The organism is Anaerobiospirillum sp. NML120448 (genome assembly GCF_023050945.1).
Taxonomy (GTDB): Bacteria; Pseudomonadota; Gammaproteobacteria; order Enterobacterales; family Succinivibrionaceae; genus Anaerobiospirillum.
This window is the reverse complement of record NZ_JALKIM010000009.1, coordinates 22,190-39,924: the sequence shown is the minus strand read 5'-3', so window position 1 is coordinate 39,924 and position 17,735 is coordinate 22,190. Positions and strand designations below refer to the sequence as shown.

11 protein-coding genes are annotated in these 17,735 nt (G+C 39.7%); 10 read left to right on the top strand and 1 reads right to left on the bottom strand.

The window, feature by feature from the left end:
• Nucleotides 1–106: 106 nt before the first annotated feature.
• The 10 genes from mmsA to MXE38_RS02935 all read left to right on the top strand — a co-directional run bounded on the left by mmsA (nt 107) and on the right by MXE38_RS02935 (nt 16,116).
• Nucleotides 107–1,669, top strand: a complete 1,563-nt coding sequence (gene mmsA, locus MXE38_RS02980; RefSeq protein ID WP_281503135.1) for a multiple monosaccharide ABC transporter ATP-binding protein — start codon at nt 107–109, stop codon at nt 1,667–1,669.
• Nucleotides 1,670–2,070: 401 nt separating this feature from the next.
• On the top strand, nt 2,071–3,231 hold the full coding sequence (gene mmsB, locus MXE38_RS02975) for a multiple monosaccharide ABC transporter permease (RefSeq protein WP_246911137.1): 1,161 nt from the start codon (nt 2,071–2,073) through the stop codon (nt 3,229–3,231).
• A 241-nt stretch (nt 3,232–3,472) separates the two neighbouring features.
• Entirely contained in the window at nt 3,473–5,656 is a 2,184-nt protein-coding gene (xylB, locus tag MXE38_RS02970; protein ID WP_246911136.1) for a xylulokinase, read from the top strand.
• Nucleotides 5,657–5,907: 251 nt separating this feature from the next.
• On the top strand, nt 5,908–7,425 hold the full coding sequence (locus MXE38_RS02965) for a fucose isomerase (protein ID WP_246911134.1): 1,518 nt from the start codon (nt 5,908–5,910) through the stop codon (nt 7,423–7,425).
• Nucleotides 7,426–8,445: 1,020 nt separating this feature from the next.
• Nucleotides 8,446–9,474, top strand: coding sequence for a LacI family DNA-binding transcriptional regulator (locus tag MXE38_RS02960; protein ID WP_246911130.1), 1,029 nt, complete (start codon nt 8,446–8,448; stop codon nt 9,472–9,474).
• A 450-nt stretch (nt 9,475–9,924) separates the two neighbouring features.
• Nucleotides 9,925–10,974, top strand: coding sequence for a prolipoprotein diacylglyceryl transferase (locus MXE38_RS02955; protein WP_246911126.1), 1,050 nt, complete (start codon nt 9,925–9,927; stop codon nt 10,972–10,974).
• Nucleotides 10,975–11,311: 337 nt separating this feature from the next.
• Complete coding sequence (locus tag MXE38_RS02950; protein WP_246911122.1) at nt 11,312–11,572, top strand: hypothetical protein; 261 nt, start codon at nt 11,312–11,314, stop codon at nt 11,570–11,572.
• 352 nt (nt 11,573–11,924) lie between these two features.
• Nucleotides 11,925–12,644 (top strand): hypothetical protein, encoded by a 720-nt coding sequence (locus MXE38_RS02945; RefSeq protein WP_246911120.1) that lies wholly within the window; start codon nt 11,925–11,927, stop codon nt 12,642–12,644.
• 605 nt (nt 12,645–13,249) lie between these two features.
• Nucleotides 13,250–13,981 (top strand): hypothetical protein, encoded by a 732-nt coding sequence (locus tag MXE38_RS02940; RefSeq protein WP_246911118.1) that lies wholly within the window; start codon nt 13,250–13,252, stop codon nt 13,979–13,981.
• A gap of 1,529 nt (nt 13,982–15,510) precedes the next feature.
• Nucleotides 15,511–16,116 (top strand): flavodoxin, encoded by a 606-nt coding sequence (locus MXE38_RS02935; RefSeq protein WP_246911115.1) that lies wholly within the window; start codon nt 15,511–15,513, stop codon nt 16,114–16,116.
• Nucleotides 16,117–16,800: 684 nt separating this feature from the next.
• Here MXE38_RS02935 and rbr read toward each other — a convergent pair.
• Complete coding sequence (rbr, locus tag MXE38_RS02930) at nt 16,801–17,376, bottom strand: rubrerythrin (RefSeq protein WP_246911114.1); 576 nt, start codon at nt 17,374–17,376, stop codon at nt 16,801–16,803.
• Nucleotides 17,377–17,735 lie beyond the last annotated feature (359 nt).

Genomic DNA, 17,735 nt, shown 5'->3' with positions numbered 1-17,735 from the left:
ACGAGCACGCTTTAGCTAATAGCTTAAACATGAGAAAAATTAGGAAATATAGTGCTTTTTAGGTGGTTAATTAGGCTAGTTAAGATAGATTGTTTTAGGTGTTTGAATGGCTATGGAAGCAAATCAAGAAATTTTGCTCCAGATGAAGAACATCACCAAGCGCTTTGGTAAGGTTACTGCTTTATCAAATGTTAACCTTGAGGTTAAAAAGGGTGAAGTTCACGCTCTCGTAGGAGAGAATGGAGCTGGTAAATCCACCTTGATGAATGTGCTCTCAGGTATTTATCCTGCTGGCTCATATGAAGGTGAGATTTATTTTGATGGCGAATTGTGTCAATTTAATGGTATTAAAGATAGTGAAGAAAAAGGCATTGTTATTATTCACCAAGAATTAGCTTTAGTACCTTTCTTATCCATTGCTGAAAATCTGTTTTTAGGTAATGAGCGCACTGTAGCTGCCTCTAAACAAGTTGTAGATTGGCCTCGTACTTATCAACGTGCTAAAGAGCTTTTAGAGTTGGTAGGTTTACATGAAGATCCTCGTACTTTAATTAAAGATATTGGTGTAGGTAAGCAGCAATTAGTTGAAATTGCCAAAGCTATTGCCAAGAATGTACGTTTGCTTATTTTAGATGAGCCAACTGCCTCTTTAAACGAAACTGACTCTCAAGCTCTATTGGAGTTAATTGCTCGCTTTAGAGAAGAGGGCATGACAGCAATTATTATTTCTCATAAGCTTAATGAGATTTCCTATATTGCTAACTCCATTACTGTGGTTCGTGATGGTAGTACTATCGAAACCATTGATAACTCCAATCACGATATTTCCGAAGACCGTATTATTGCAGGCATGGTGGGCCGTGAGCTTACTAATCGCTTCCCTCCTCGTGATACTAAGCCTGGTAATGAAGTGCTCTTTGAGGTTAAAGACTGGACTGTAGCTCACCCTCTCAACCGCAACCGCTTAGTATGTAATAAGGTTAACCTCAATATTAAGAAAGGTGAGGTAGTAGGTCTTTCTGGCTTGATGGGTGCAGGAAGAACTGAGCTTGCTCAGTCAGTGTTTGGCCATTATTACGGTGATTTTATTGGCGGACAAGTCTTTATCAATGGTAAAGAGGTCAAGCTAAATACAGTACAAGAAGCTATTAACCATGGTTTAGCTTATGTAACCGAAGATCGTAAGGGTGATGGTCTGTTATTGCAAACTTCTATTACTCGCAACACTACCTTAGCTGCCTTACATAAGGTATCTAAAAATGACATTATCGACCATGATAAAGAGGTTGTGGTAGCTGATGACTATAGACAGCAATTAAAGACTAAATGTGCCTCTGTGCGTCAGGATGTAGGTAACTTATCTGGTGGTAACCAACAAAAGGTACTGCTAGCTAAATGGATGTACGCCGACCCTGATATTTTAATTCTTGACGAACCTACTCGTGGTATTGACGTAGGTGCTAAATACGAAATCTATTGCATTATTAATGATTTAGTAGCTCAAGGTAAATCAGTATTAATGATCTCCTCTGAGTTACCTGAAGTCTTAGGTATGTGCGATCGTATTTACGTTATGAATGAGGGCAAGATCGTAGCAGAGATGCCACGTTCTGAGGCCTCTCAAGAAACCATTATGTCGGCTATTTTAAAGTCATCTGATAAGAAGTAACCACTCTGCTCCTTGTTTATACCTAATTTAGTGTGTGCATAAACATGCGTATGCACATAAGCATGCACAATCATCAGTGTTAAGAGTAATAGTTAAAATTTGAGTATTTGCGCACTAATGCGACAAATATAAGCTTTATAAACAAGCCTCAAATTGATTTTATTTAAAAAGTTTGCGCAAAATCATATATTTGCCAAAAATTTCCGCAACCGTTTGCGAATGATTGTTGAATTTCTGATAATATATGCATATTCCAGCCTAACTTATAAGGCGTGCACGTGCCACATAAGGGTTACCTAAGTTGGCAGAACTAGTAAAGCGCCTGAACTCTTGTTAGAACACTGTGATTTAGCGTTGTAGGTTAAACATGGTGCCAAGCATTTAAAGATTAGGATGCTGTCATGGAACAATTTTTAAATATCTTAAAGCGTAACTCTTTGTTATTAGCTTTATTAGTTGTGATGATTTTGTTTGAGATCACCATTAGAGCCACAGGTCATGGTTCAATGTTCTCTCCTGCAAACTTCACCAACATTATTTCGCAAAACTCCTACGTTATTATTCTTGCCGTAGGTATGCTCTTTTGTATTATTGGTTGCGGTAACGTTGACTTGTCCGTTGGCTCCATTGTAGCGCTGGTGGGTGCTATTGCTGGCGTGATGATGGTTAACTGGGAAACTAATATCTACCTTGCAATTGCAACTTGCTTATTAGTAGGTATTTTAATCGGTGCATGGCAAGGCTTCTGGATTGCTTATGTACGTATCCCAGCCTTCATCGTTACCTTAGCAGGCATGATGCTCTTTAGAGGTATGGCTTTATTAGTTTTGGATGGTTTGACTATTTCTCCATTCCCTCCAGAGTACTTACGCTACTTTACCTCATTCGTGCCACGTGCTCGTGCTGATGCTTTTGCTGTTACCACTGTTGTTACTGCGATTTTATGTGTTGGTTATTTAGCTTACGTGCTTTATGACCGTGTTAAGAAGACTAAGAAGGGTTACCAAGTAGACGATATGTCTACCTTCGTAATCACCACTGTGATTGTTGAGGCTGCTTTAATTGGCTCTGGTATGTTATTAGCCAATAACAAGGGTATCCCAGTTATCTTAATCTTATTAACCATTATTGTTATGGCTTATAGCTTCTATGCAAACAATACCGTAGGTGGTCGTCGTTTGTATGCTTTAGGTGGTAACGAGAAGGCTGCAAAATTATCTGGTGTTAACACCAACAGAATTTTATTCATGACCTATGTAAACATGGGCTTCTTATCAGCTGTAGCTGCTTTAGTGTGCGTAGCTCGCTTTAACTCCGCAGCTCCAACTGCTGGTAACGGTTATGAGCTTGATGCTATCGGTGCATGTTTCATTGGTGGTGCCTCTGCTTATGGTGGCGTGGGCACTGTAGGTGGTGCTGTAATTGGTGCTATCTTCATGGGTGTACTTAACAACGGTATGTCAATTTTAGGTATTGATGCTAACTGGCAAAGAACTGTTAAAGGCTTAGTTCTCTTGTTAGCTGTAGTAATTGACGTTCTTTCTAAGAAGCGTGTTAAGTAATTAATTTACATAAACAAAACCTATTAAGTCGCTCTTTTATAGCAAGGTTTTAGCTGAAGTTATATCAGAGCGGCTTGTTAAAGAGTAAAGATTTTTAATTTAAACAAAGAAAAGGTAGTCAATAGGGAGGCTTACTTATCTTTGTTTGAGTAGGAACCAGCTGTAGTCTTGGGGATGGAAAAGACTAGCAGCAACTCTAATAAGGTCACAGGACTTTAATAGAGCAAGGAGCATAACAATAATGAAGTATTTATTAGGTGTTGATCTTGGTACCTCAGGTACTAAAACAGTTCTTTTTGATGAGCACGGTCAGTCTATTGCTTCCAAAACTATTGAGTATCCCCTTTATCAGCCAAAAAATGGTTGGGCAGAGCAAGATCCATTAGATTGGTATAACGCAGCTATCGATTCTATTAAGGCTGTGTTAGCTCAGTCAGCAATTGATCCTAAGGATGTTGCTGGTTTAGCCATTGCAGGTCAAATGCACGGCTTAGTTATGCTTGATAAGGACGGCAAGGTGTTACGTAAGTCCATTTTATGGTGTGATGCCCGTACCTCTAAGCAGTGTGATGAGATCACTAATTTAGTTGGCAAGAACCGTTTAATCGAAATTAATGCTAACCCAGCTTTATCTGGTTTTACTGCTCCAAAAATCCTATGGGTTCGTGAGAACGAAAAAGAGATTTACGATCAATGCGCTACCATCCTTTTACCAAAGGATTACGTACGCTACATGTTAACTGGTGTCAAGGCTATGGAAATTTCCGATGCCTCTGGTACCAACCTTTTAGATATTAAGAAGCGTGAATGGTCAGGCGAGATCTTAGAGAAATTAGCTATCGATCCTGCTTTAATGCCTCCTCTTATCGAGTCTTGTGCTGTTGCAGGCACTATCACTGCCGAGGCAGCTAAACTAACTGGCTTAGTTGAAGGTACTATCGTAGCTGGTGGTGCTGGTGATAATGCCGCTGCTGCTTTAGGTACTGGTGTATGCCGTGACGGTCAAGCTTTTGTAACCTTAGGTACCTCAGGTGTAGTATTTGCCCATACCTCTAAGGTTTCTATTGACCCATTAGGTCGTGTTCACACCTTCTGTGCAGCTGTACCTGGCACTTGGACTGCTATGTCTTGCACTTTAGCCGCTGGTCTATCCTTACGTTGGGCTCGTGATGAGCTCTATACTGCTGAGCACGCTCAATGCCAGAAAGACGGCACCGATGCCTATGATTTAATGACTAAAGAGGCCGCCTCTGTTCCATCAGGCTCTGATGGCTTAATTTACTTACCTTACTTAATGGGTGAGCGCTCCCCTGTATTAGATGCTGAGGCTCGTGGTGTATTCTTTGGTCTATCTGCTCGTCATAAGAAGGCACATTTAACCCGTGCTGTATTAGAGGGCATTACCTTATCTCAACGCCACAACTTAGAAGTGCTCCACCAGATGGATATTGTTCCAGAGACCTTAACTGCTTGTGGCGGTGGTGGCCGTTCACCATTCTGGAGACAAATGCTTGCTGATGTCCTTAAGTGCAAGGTAACTACCATTGCCTCTAAGGAAGGTCCAGCATTAGGTGCTGCTATCTTAGCTGCTGTTGCTGCTAAGTTATATCCTAACGTTGAAAGTGCTGTTGATGCTTTAGTTAAGCAAGGTAGCGATAAGGCTGAGCCAAATTGCGCTGAGGTTGAGCGTTACAACGATATTTACACTCTCTATCAAAGCTTATACCCAACTATGCGTCCTGCTTTCCACAAGCTTGCTACTTTACGTAACAAGCTCGATGGCGAGAAGGTTGAGAAGTACAAGAGCGTATTCTCTGTTGAGTTTGAGCGTTTTGGTAAGGTAATTCCTGCTGTAGATACCGATAAGGTTACTAAGATTTTAGAAGACTTACCATGTCCAAAGGATGCTGTAACCTACGTTGCCTCTGAGCCAAAACTTGAGACAGAAGATCTCATGAACGATTTACAAAATCGTGTCTTTGGCGGCTTAAAGGTTCAAATCGGCTACTGCTCTGGTCACAACCGTAAGCTCAACGCCATTGAATACCACCGCAACTGCGAAGTAAATATTACTGGCACCGATGCTTTATTCATGCTTGCTCCTATTACCGCCATTAAGGACGGCATTATGGATACCCAAGCTGTTGAGACCTTCTACTGTCCAAAGGGCACTGCTGTACAGTTCTATGAGACTGCATTGCACTATGCTCCATGCCACAGCGATGATGGTGAAGTATTCCGTGTAGCCGTAGTTTTACCTAAGGATACTAATACTGCCAAGATTGAGAATGTTGATGCCCGTGGCGATGCTGAAAATGGCTTAGTAACTGCCAACAATAAGTGGTTACTTGCTCATAAAGATAGCTACGAGGGTAAGAACCATATCTCTACTGGTATCTTAGTTGGTGAGAATATCACATTATAAGACTAAGGCCTTTTATTAGAAAATCAGACATTACTTTGCTGCCCAAGATTCTTTTAGATTTTTGGGCAGCCTCTGAGCAAGGGTCTTTATCTTAAAGAGTCCCTTAAGAATAAGAGCGAGGATCTTTGCTCAGAGGTTTAAGTGCACTCATGCTTAGACCAAAATGATTTCTTGCTTTGTAGTTAATCAAAACTAAGGATCTGTCTTTGATAACTCTTAGTGAGTGTTTAAATAATGGAGAGAAAATTTAAATGGAAATGTACAATATCCCAGATGCAAAGCTTGGTGTAATTGCTGTATCACGTGACTGCTTTATCCGTACTTTATCTGAGCGCCGTCGTCAGGCTGTAGTTGCTAAGTGCTTAGAGGCTAAGCTTGATGTTGTTGAGATCAACACCATTGTTGAGAACGAGGTTGATGCTCAGAATGCTGTTGCTGAGGCTAAGGCTGCTGGCTGTAACTCTTTAGTAGTTTTCTTAGGTAACTTCGGTCCAGAGACTCCAGAGACCTTAATTGCTAAGTTCTTTGATGGCCCATGCATGTTCGTAGCAGCAGCAGAAGAGACTGGCAATGACCTTATCGATGGTCGTGGTGATGCATTCTGCGGTATGCTCAACTGCTCTTACAACTTAGGTTTACGCAAGCTCAAGGGCTTCATCCCTGAGTACCCAGTTGGCACCGCTGCTGACATTGCTAAGATGGTAAGCGAGTTCGTACCAGTTGCTCGTGCTTTAATCGGTGTTTCCAACTTAAAGATTATTTCTTTCGGCCCACGTCCACAGGACTTCTTTGCATGTAACGCTCCAATCAAGGGCTTATATGACATCGGCGTTGAGATCGAAGAGAACTCTGAGCTTGACTTATTAGTAGCTTACCGCAAGCACAAGGGTGACGAGCGTATTCCTCAGGTCATCAAGGAGATGGAGCAGGAGTTAGGCGCTGGCAATACTTACCCAGATCTCTTAGAGCGTATGGCTCAGTTTGAGTTAACCTTATTAGATTGGGCTGAGCAGCACAAGGGTTCCCGCAAGTATGTTGCTTTTGCTGACAAGTGCTGGCCTGCATTCCCAGAGGAGTTCGGTTTCGAGCCTTGCTATGTAAACTCCCGTTTAGCTTCCCGTGGTATTCCAGTAGCTTGTGAAGTTGATATCTTCGGTGCTTTATCTGAGTACATCGGCGCTTGCGTAACCAAGGATGCTGTAACCTTATTAGACATCAACAACTCCGTACCAGCTGACATGTACGAGCAGAGCATCAAGCCTCACTTCCCACAGTACAAGTTAACTGATACCTTCATGGGCTTCCACTGTGGTAACACTCCATTCTGCAAGTTAAACCAGGATTGTGGTTGCGATCAAGCTTGTGGCAAGATCAACTACCAAATCATTCAGCACCGTCTCTTAGAGGCTGGTCGTGATGAGCCTGATTTCACTCGTGGTACCTTAGAGGGTGATATCGCTGCTGGTCCAATCACTTTCTTCCGTTTACAGACCACTCCAGACACCACCTTACAGGCTTACATTGCTGAGGGTGAAGTATTACCAGTTGCTACCCGCTCCTTCGGTGGTATCGGTATTTTCGCAATTAACGAGATGGGCCGTTTCTACCGTCACGTATTAATTGCTGATCGTTACCCACACCACGGTGCTGTAGCATTCGGTCACCACGGCAAAGCCTTATTTGATGTATTCTCCATGTTAGGCATTGCTAAGATTTCTTACAACCAGCCAGCTGGCGTTCTCTACAAGACTGAGAACCCATTTGCTTAATTGTTAAGTTAATCTATCTTAGAGCTTGATCACCATTCAAGCTAAACCACACCTGCCCTTAGGCCCAAGCTAACGCTAACGCTAAAGCTTAAGCCAGGCTTAAGCGCAAGGTGTGGGCTTATCAGCTGCATTATTAAGTGCAGACTGTAATGAGCAAAGCGAAGCAATAATAATAAGCACTGCTTAGCTTTGCTCACATTTAAGCAAAGTTATCTCATTAAGCCGTTTGCAATAATTCGTCTTAAGGAGAGTTAATTTTACTTTGCTACACTTTCTCTCCTACTAATTGAGTAGCTTACATTTCTTGGTAGTAAGTTGCTCTCAAGGTTCTTTTAAAGGACAACATGTTTGTCCTTTAAGGGCCTTTTAGTAGGGTGAGAGTATTTTATTGCTTGACATAAAGCATATAGGGCTCTCAGATCAGTGATTTAATCATTGTCTGCGGGCTTTTTCTTTATCTAAATGTGCGTTGTGCACACTGTGTTGTATTTTGAGTATAAATTTTTGTGTACGGCTTGATAGTATCAATAGGGGGGCATATGTGCCTAAGGTTTCGTGTACGTGCACAAAAATGTTTACTTATGTGCGATATAGCTCGCAATTTTGGCTTAGTTTTATTTAGAATTTTGCTTAAAAACGTAAAATATTAATTATGTTGTTTAGATCTTGTATTGTTGCACGAGCACATGCTCTAATTACGGCATAGACTATCAATAAGAGTCTTTCTTAGAGAACAAACACTTCGTGCTAATTTTATAAGCCACGTGCTTTTTTTATGCATTTTTAGATGCACAACCTACCAAGCAATACACTCATCAATAATTAACAATAAGACTAGCTAAGATCTGCTTAGCAAAGCTACGGTTTTTATAATGCCCCAGGCTTTAAGAGAGTTTAGTAATAAGCTCTTGCTCAATTTTAATTAAAGCTAACACTTGCTGTTGGATTACCAAGGAGGAGGCACTTCATAAGTTTTATTAGTGTGTTACACTAATATTTTATGTTAGATGCCAAATGATCATGAAAGTTACTGTTAAAAGTTTAGCCCAGGCGGCAGGCGTATCACGAGGCACGGTGGATCGTGTTCTTCATAATCGTGGTGCAGTAAGAGAGGATGTTGCTAAAAAAATTAAAATGCTAGCTAAAGAATTAGGCTATGTTCCTAATCGTGCTGGCCGAGCTCTTGCTGCCTATAAAACACCAATTAAAATTGGTGCTCTCATGCCAAGTATTGGTAATGCCTTTTATCAAGAGATCATTAGTGGTATTAATGCAGCTCAAGAGGAATTTGCTGATCTAGGCTTGGATGTAGTACTCAAAGAAGTAGAAGGCTTTGATGAACAAACTCATTTAGATGCCATTGAGTACTTGCTAGCTCAGGGCTGTAAAGCCTTATGCCTTTCTACAGTTAATACTGATAGATTGCGTGAGAAGATTAATGAGTTATATGAAAAGCATATTGCTGTAGTATTGCTTAACACTGATGTGGAAAATACCAAGCGTCTTTGTTATGTAGGCTCTGACTACTTAACCGCAGGTGCTACTTGTGCTGGTATGCTTTCTTTAGCCCGTCAGGACAAGTTACACATTCTAATCGTTACTGGTTCTCATTTATTATTAGGTCATAATTTGCGTATTGAGGGCTTTAAACAAGAACTCAATCGTCAGGCCATTGATTATGAAATTGTTGATACCGTTGAGAGTTTTGACTCTGATATCCGTGGTCAACAAGAAACCTTTAATGCGCTAAAAGCCAACCCACAAATCAACTGCGTCTATATTGCTGGTGCCGCTGTGCAAGGTGTAGGCGCTGCATTAATTGCTAACGGTAAAAAAGACATTTTTGCTATTGGCTTTGATGATCTCTATTCCACTCGTCAATTTGTGGATGCTGGTATTATCAAGTTTGTAGTTTGTCAGCAGCCAACCAGACAAGGTTACCACGCTATTAAGCGTGCCTATCAGGCTCTAGCAGGTCAACTTAACGATAAAGTCCCTGATTTTATCACCGAGACCATCATTAAGATTCGTGCCAACATGGATCGCTAAAGCAAGCTTAGCTAAAGTAAGACCTAACTTTAGCCATCGCAAACTGCACACATTTTTAAATCTAGACCCGAGCTTAGTGATGTGCTAATCTCGGGTTAATATTTTAAGGCCCAATCCTGCGCCAAGCCGCCCGCCCAGTCTGGCCAAGCTTGGCTAATGCCAATCCTGGCCAAGCTTGGCTAATGCCAATCCTGGCCAAGCCAGCCCACGCAGGCGCTGCCTTGTAGCTATAGCTTATGGCGCTTTAGGTTGCAACAGCAGCATAAGCTGCTGTGATAGCGGCCTTGCTAAGGGCATCATCCCCATCTGGGGCTTACAAAGATTCTAATTTGAGCCCAGCCCTAATCAAGCACCATATGGTAGAGAAAGTGGTTTTAACTCTTCTGAGGCTCTTGAAAGCTAGCAGATACATAATATTAAGAGCGTGGCACAAGCGACTATATTAAGCCTATGGTATTAGAAGTTTTTGGTACTTATATTTCATATTATGGTTTGGTCTATGGATTAGGGGCAGTTTTGTTTATATTGCTCTCACGTCCTGCCTTGCCTATGTTTTATATCAAAAATAATCTGTTAGTACGCTCTATGATAGGCATTTATGCGGCTATAGGTGCTATCGTAGGTGGCCGCTTGGGCTATGTGATTTGTTATGATCCCTGGTACTACGCTGAGCATATTGACCACATTTGGCAGCTTAATTTAGGCGGCATGTCTTACATGGGCGGCATAGTGGGCTTAGCGCTAGGTTTGTTTTTGATTGTTCACCTGGCCACTCCTTATATAGCCCATAATCCTTTTATCCGCTACAGCCATGGCAATAGCCATGGCCTGGTACATAGCCACAGCCACAACCATATCACAGCTAACCTGCATTTAGATAAGCAAGATATGGTAGCTGATGCTGCTCAGTACAGTTCATCAAAGAGCAATAGTAGGGGGCAAAATATTAGTTTGCTCTCAGGGCAGTTTGTGTATAGTCCCCATATTTATAAGCAGATTAAAAAAGAAATCTTTTATTGCTATGCTGATAGAGCAGTTTTGATAGCACTGCTAATTATTCCTTTAGGTAGAGTGGCAAATTTTTTTAATGGTGAGCTTTATGGAACTCCTAGCTCTTTGCCTTGGGCGGTAATTTTCTCTAATGCAGGAGACTTAAGTCCTCGCCATCCTGTACAAATTTATGAGGCTCTTGCAGAAGGGCCGCTTTTAGCCCTCATCTTATTGGCTTTATTGGTAATAAGAAATACATACCGAGCAACAGTACGAGAAAACTTAATAGGGGCTGTTTATTACTCTAAGGGCAATTTACGACCAGGTGCGCTGACTTTAACTTATCTTATGGTTTATGCCATCTTGCGCTTTATCTGCGAGTTTGTCCGTGAGCCTGATATTCAGCTTGGCTACATCTTAGGCCCTTTATCCATGGGACAAATTCAATGTTTGATTCTTTTAGTGACAGCTCTTGCGATAGCAAAATTCAGCAAACGCACTATGTGGTGATATTGATTATCATTTAATTTAATTTACCAAAATTACACAAAGCTTTAACTTACCTTGTTAATAATAGTGCCCAACGAAGAAAAAGTGTGATGCAGCTCAGCAAAATTATTTCCAACACAATTTGACCATATCAGGTGCTAAGAAACTGCAAAGTTTTCTTTGTTAAATTTAAACCATAGCATTTTGACTTTTGGCAATGAACTACCATTCAAGTTAAAAGCTATTAATCCTTGTTTACAAACAAAGAGCACAGACTGACAGGGTAATATCCCTCTATCATTAAAGTCTGTGTTGCAAGCACGGTTTCTAGTGCTACCTATATATAGGAGTACGAGATATGGTTAAGCATATTTTAGCTCTAGGCGCTATGGGATTGGGCATAGGATTAGGCGTGGTGGGAGCTCCTTACTTATCAAACGATGTTTTGCTTGTTGAAGATGTTCAACAACAAGTAAAAGATCTGCAAATAAGTGATAATGCAAAGCTGTCTCTGGCTAAAAACTCCAAGTTTACCTCCTTTGATTTTCACCATTCTTACATCGATGAGTTTAAGAACGGTGTACAACAGCCCAAAAACCTTATAAATACTTGCAAATAGCCTATACAACAGGCTATCTGTACCACCTTTTAGAGATTTTCCTTTATGCTCTTATTATCAATAAGGGCAAAGATACCGATCTGGCCAGCTTACATAAGCTTGGCCCTAGGCATGCTTTTGCCCAAAAAAGACTAAGGTCATTACTTAAGGAAGTGAACTAGTCCTTAGGGAGGGGGCTGCTAAGCCCTTTTCTAATTAGAGTAGGCATGGCTCCGTAAGGTCATTCTGGTAGTTGCTTTACTAAAAGCACAATCAAGATGCTCTTTTGGTGGTCAATAAGTATTAGCTAAGTTTTGCCCAGTAAGCTTAAGCGCTCAATCTAACTAACAACAAAGTTCTATGGTTTATTTTTATGAAAGCTTATATCAAACAGTTTTTGCTCAGCTTAACTGTAGTCTCTTTATTATTCTTTATTTTTAGTGCTCTATACGTTCCTAAGGAAACCTCTAAGTTAGTACACGAGATCTTAGCCTTGATCATCGTGCCTATAGTGATATATCACGTAATCATGATGAAGTCTTTCTTTAGCTATCTTAAGACTCAAAGATCTTGGTACTTCTACTACCGTGATTTTGTAGTAATTGGCTTAATGATTACTTTGTTAGCAGCTTGGATTAGCGGCCTAATTATTTCTAAAGAACTATTTAAAGGCTGGTGGTTTACTGTGCCCAAGCAGGTAGGTCGTCCTATTCATAATGCTTGTGTGCAGTATGCTTTAATCTTCATTGGCCTGCATTTAGGTATGTATTTTTGCAAATTCCATAACTGGTTAGATGAGAGCTTTAACCTAAGCAAAGGCAATAATCTTAAGCTCTATCGCCTGCCAAGCACTCTTATTAAAGTAGCTTTAGTCTTAGTAAGCTTGCATGGCTTAAAAGTAATGAGCTTAGAGTCTTATTGGCAGCGCTTGAGTTTCTATGTTGGTAAGATCCCATATGATAAGACTTTACCTGCTTACTATCATATTACTGATCAACTTTCAGTAATGGCTGTATACGTCTTAATCTCAGCACTAATTACTTATCTTCTCCTTTGCTACGCCTCCAGCTGCAAAAGCCAACAGCAATTTTAAGCAGCCTCCAAAATCATCCCATAACATCTAACTAAGGCTAAGACCAAGGCTAAGACCAAAGCCCAGGCTGTTGCTTTGGCCTTGGCCATTGACCTGTAGCTAATTTGGAAAAGTATAGCTATGGTCTCTTAAAGTAGGGTAGGGTAGGGTAGGGAGGAGACTGCCAATTTTTATGGCTAACCGCTCTAATGTCTGGGCGAGCCCAAAAAAACTAGTGTTCCTTAATTTGCAAAAAGGTTTTTGCAGGAGCATCATCTGCTAATCAAGTAGCAGTGCTAACCTGGACTATCCTTGTAAATTGATAGTAAGTAATTAATAAATCTTATCATGTTACTGACTAAGAATTATTGTTCAAAAATGTGTGGTCTATTGCCATTTGCGCCTGTTAAAACAAATGTTAAAAGCATCAAAATTGGCTTAAAAAAGCAGATAACTAAAGAAAATTGCTCTTGTTTGCTAACAAATTGCTTACTAGTATGTTAGTATAGTGATACTTCATTTCTTACAAGCAAGCAAATTTAGGCACTCTTAGGTTCTAAATTTAGATGGTATCCAGAACTATAGCCTGAAGCTTATTTAAAAAACAACACCTATTTGTTAGCCCTATGAGATCATTATTCAAGAATCTTCTGATCGCAGTTGTAGTTTATGGCATCCTGTTAGTTGGTTTTAGCACTATCTTTGTTCCTCATGTTATGGATATTGCTATTCATGAGATCGGTGCACTTACTATCGTAGCAGTAGTCTCAATCCATGTATATTTAATGCGCTCATTCTTTAAATTTGTAGCAGCGCAAAGAGCACCTTATTTTGTATATCGCAATTTTACTTTATTAGGTATTTTGGTCGCATTAGTGGCCTCTGTTGCTAGTGGAGTTTGCATTTCTTACTACTTATTCCAAGGAATGATACCTGTAGATCGTCATGCAGCTCACATAGTACATAATGCTTCTACTACCTATATGCTCATGTTCATTGGTTTGCATTTAGGTTGCTACATGGGCAAGTTTTTCTCCTGGCTCGATAACAACTTAATGCCTATTAATATAAGCAATAAGTTCATGATGAAGCTTCCTAGCTATATGATAAAACTTGGCTTATTAGTAGTTTCTTACCACGGCGCTATTCAAATCTTTAAGCCTAGCTATTTAGATAAAATTACTTTAAATGAGTCATTTAGCATTGTTGATTATGATAGTGAGATTTCTGAGTTAGCCATTAATAATTTAGCAATTTTAGTGTTCTACATTATGGTAAGTGCTGCTATTTCTTACGTGCTTTTAATGCTTTCCACTAAGAAAGAACCTAAGCGTAAGCAAATGTCGTCTTTTGCCTAATACCATACAGCTTTTCCATACTTGAGTCGTTGTTTGACTTATTTATAATTAAAAAACGGATTTTAAAGTTTGTTCTTCCAGTAAGAAGGTCTTAAAGCGAGGTCAATTTACATTGGCTATATAAGGCCTTCTTTCCTCATAAATAATATCCTGCATTTCTCTTAACTTAACTTGCATCTCTCCATCAACAGCACTGTGCTTTTCTCTTGCCCAGGCTCCCATCATTGCTGTTTTTCCAACGCTTTTACGAAAAGCTTAAGCCTAAGCCTAAGCTTAAGCCCAGGCTTAACTTCGAGCATCCAAACCGAGCCTAATAAACTTAGCATGGCTATCATGGCTATCATGGCTATCATGGCTAGCGAGGCTAGTCTCAGCTAAGTCAGCATCTGCTAGTAATGGCCCAAATAGGTCAGAGCATGGCAGCGTTGGTAGCTAAGGTAGTCAAGGCAGCTAAGGGCAGATGGCTGGTAGGAAGGCAGGTGAATTTATGAGCCATATTTAAGCCATGAGAAAGAATGGGAAATACCATATATATGGTTGCATGGGGCAGTTGTTCCAAGGTAAATCTTTATTAAATAATTTTAGTATGTTCTATGATTTTGTGCATCAAAATAGATCATTGCGCACTAATTTTGTCTGCAAAATAGTGCAAAAGAGAGAAATGCAATGATACGTTACTGCGTAACAAAGGCCTTGTATAAGGGATTATGATGTTACATTGATATTTCACAAAATTAATTTTTTTAAATGTTGACATTGATCTCACTTCGGTATTAAATATGATCATCTTATCAAGATGCATGGGAAGTCTAAAGAGTATGATCCTCAAAAACTCCTTGTAGCTTTCTTGTTCTTAGAACAAGAAAATAAAGAACTCTTTAGGAAGGATAGACATCTTGATATGTATCCTAAACGTAGAAGGCACTCCTTAGTTGCATTATGGAGTGCCTCGTTCTATGTAAGGGTAATACTATGCTTTAGCATTTTGGTTAGCGTTTAAACTACTAAAGTTGTCCTCACTAACAACTCCCTCATTCTCATTATTTGCAGCAACTGCAATTTAATTCTTTTACGAACCCCTACATATAAGCGATAAATACCTGCTTTTTCTATGTAATAAAAATGCAATTTTTGAAAAAAAATTTGTAGTTTTTGATGAAAATTAATGATAAAATTTTCTCAATTTGTATCTATCATTATTCTCCAGTTAAAACTTATATACAAGCATGTAAGTTTTTCTGGATTTGTTTGTATGTAGATATTTAATCAAACATTTTTTAGCAATTTTGCTACTTAAAATTCACTTTTATATCCTTGTAGTTGAGTGCTATCAGTCCCAAAATTCTTGTACTTTGTTTAAGTGCTATTAATGCTTTAATGTAATGAGATGTTTAGGCATAATCTGCTTAGCCTCAATTATATTTGCTTGATTTTTGGTTGTTAATTTAAGGTACAGGAAGAACAATTTATATTCCACTATATAGTTGTGCGGTAAAAGTGTCAAAGTAGCTAATTATAGGGTGTCATCAATGTTTAATACTTTCAAAAAAGTTGTAGTTGGTTTAGTAGCCGCTGTTACCTTATTAACTGCTAATGGTATTGCTTATGCACAAGACTTTTCCAAGACTGCTGTAGTTTATTTCTCAACTCGCCACAATACCCCTAATTTCAACCCTTCTAAGCCTGGTGCTGTTGAGCTTATCGCTAACGAAATCGGTGCTCAAACTGGCGTTCCTGTATTAGAGCTAAAGAGTGCTGACCTCTATGGTGAGACCTATGATGATACTGCTGCTATTGCCCGTAAGCAGTTAGAGAATCATGATTTACCACCTTTAAAAGAGCCTGTTGATATTGCTCAGTACGATACTATTATCTTAGGCTTCCCAATTTGGTTCGGTTCTTTCCCTCGTGTAGTAGCTACTTGGCTTGGTTCCCAAGATTTCACTGGTAAGAAGGTATATGTATTCGTTACTTATGGTAGCTCTGGCTGGGCTCAATCCTTTGATGACGTTTTAACCGCTTTACCTAACAGTGAAGTTAACAAGCTTCTAGATAAGAAAGGCCGTGAAGTTCAGCAAATGAGCAAAGCTAAGTTAACCGAGTTTGTTCAAGAAGGTTTAGGCAAGTTAGACTAATTTGCCTTAGCAAACTATAAGACCAAAAACTAAAAAAGCCTCCTGAATATGGGGGCTTTTTTGTTTTTTCTAGGCAAAAAATAAGGGTCCATCTGGTTGGAGATGACCCTTAGTATGTTCTTCGGTTTAGTGATATCTAGAATAGCAAAGCTGTTGTATCAATGCAAGCTTAATTTTATCGATTAAAATAGCTTTTGTGAATTTGATTGCAATTATTTAATAATATCTAGAATTGCAATTATCTGCACTTGACTACCAACATTTTAGGTTGGCCATTTATTGAGCATTTCATGCGTAAAAGCAAATAATCTATAGGCCTGATGCCAAGCATCGCAAGAATTACAAGCATTGCAAGCAAACATTGCCCTTAAAATTTGAGGGCCTATATAGGCTCAATAGGCCATCGCTAGTTTATAAAGTAAGCCGTATTTGCAACATGAAAGGCTGTGCTAGCAGAGTTATCTTTGTTTATAGCTGGTAAGCTTGCGCAGCTTTCGGTATTAGTGGCGCTTATTGCGTAGCCTAACTATAAAGAGAGTTGTTTATAGCTTTATAGCGAGGATTTCTAGCGCCGTTAGGGTAGTGAGGGGAGTTAGATTAGTAATAGAGGGCTTAGGCCATTAAAAAGGCAGGCTTATTATTGACAATAGGCCTGCCTTGAATCGATTAAGTGTATTTTAGCAATTAGTAATCGGCACGTAATACTTCAAAGTGTGCTTGAGGGTGGTTACATGCTGGGCAAACCTTAGGAGCCTCAGTACCCTCATGAATAAAGCCACAGTTACGGCAACGCCAAATAACCTTGTCACCACGCTTAAACATGGTGCCTGCTTCAAGGTGAGCAAGTAGGTCTAAGTATTGCTTTTCATGTTGCTTTTCGGCAATAGCAATATTCTCCATTACTGCTGCAATAACAGGGAAGCCCTCTTCACGAGCAGTAGCAGCAAACTGAGGGTACATCTCTGTCCACTCTTCGTTTTCACCTTCGGCAGCAGCCTTTAAGTTAGCAGCAGTATCACCAATAACACCAGCAGGGAAGGTTGCAGTAATTTCAGCTACGCCGCCCTCTAAGAACTTAAATAGGCGTTTTGCGTGCTCTTTTTCCTGATTAGCAGTTTCTTCAAACATAGCGCTGATAAGCACATAACCTTCATTTTTAGCTACAGATGCATAGTATGTGTAGCGATTACGGGCCTGAGACTCACCAGCAAAAGCAATTAAGATGTTCTTTTCAGTTTGTGTACCTTTTAAGCTAGGCATAAATACTCCTAAAAGAAAAACTAAGTTAATACCTGAATATTAGCACTAAGCATATAAAAGTAATTAACTTTGAAATTTAAAATGTGAGCATTGTTGGTACAAATGGACTTGTAGGGCTATGGGCCCTACAAATGAAAGTATAAGGATTTTGGTACTAATGGCTATGTGTATAGCTAATAAGATTCACTGCGAGGGTGAGTAATCACTATGTCCTATACAAAAAATAGATCTCACATGCTTAGGGTTTAAGGAATACCCTGAACTAGTAGGATCACTCGCTAGTGAATGATTCAATATTACGAAAATTTGGCTATATGTCAACAGTGATTTTGCTAACTTTATCTTTGAAATTTGATAAA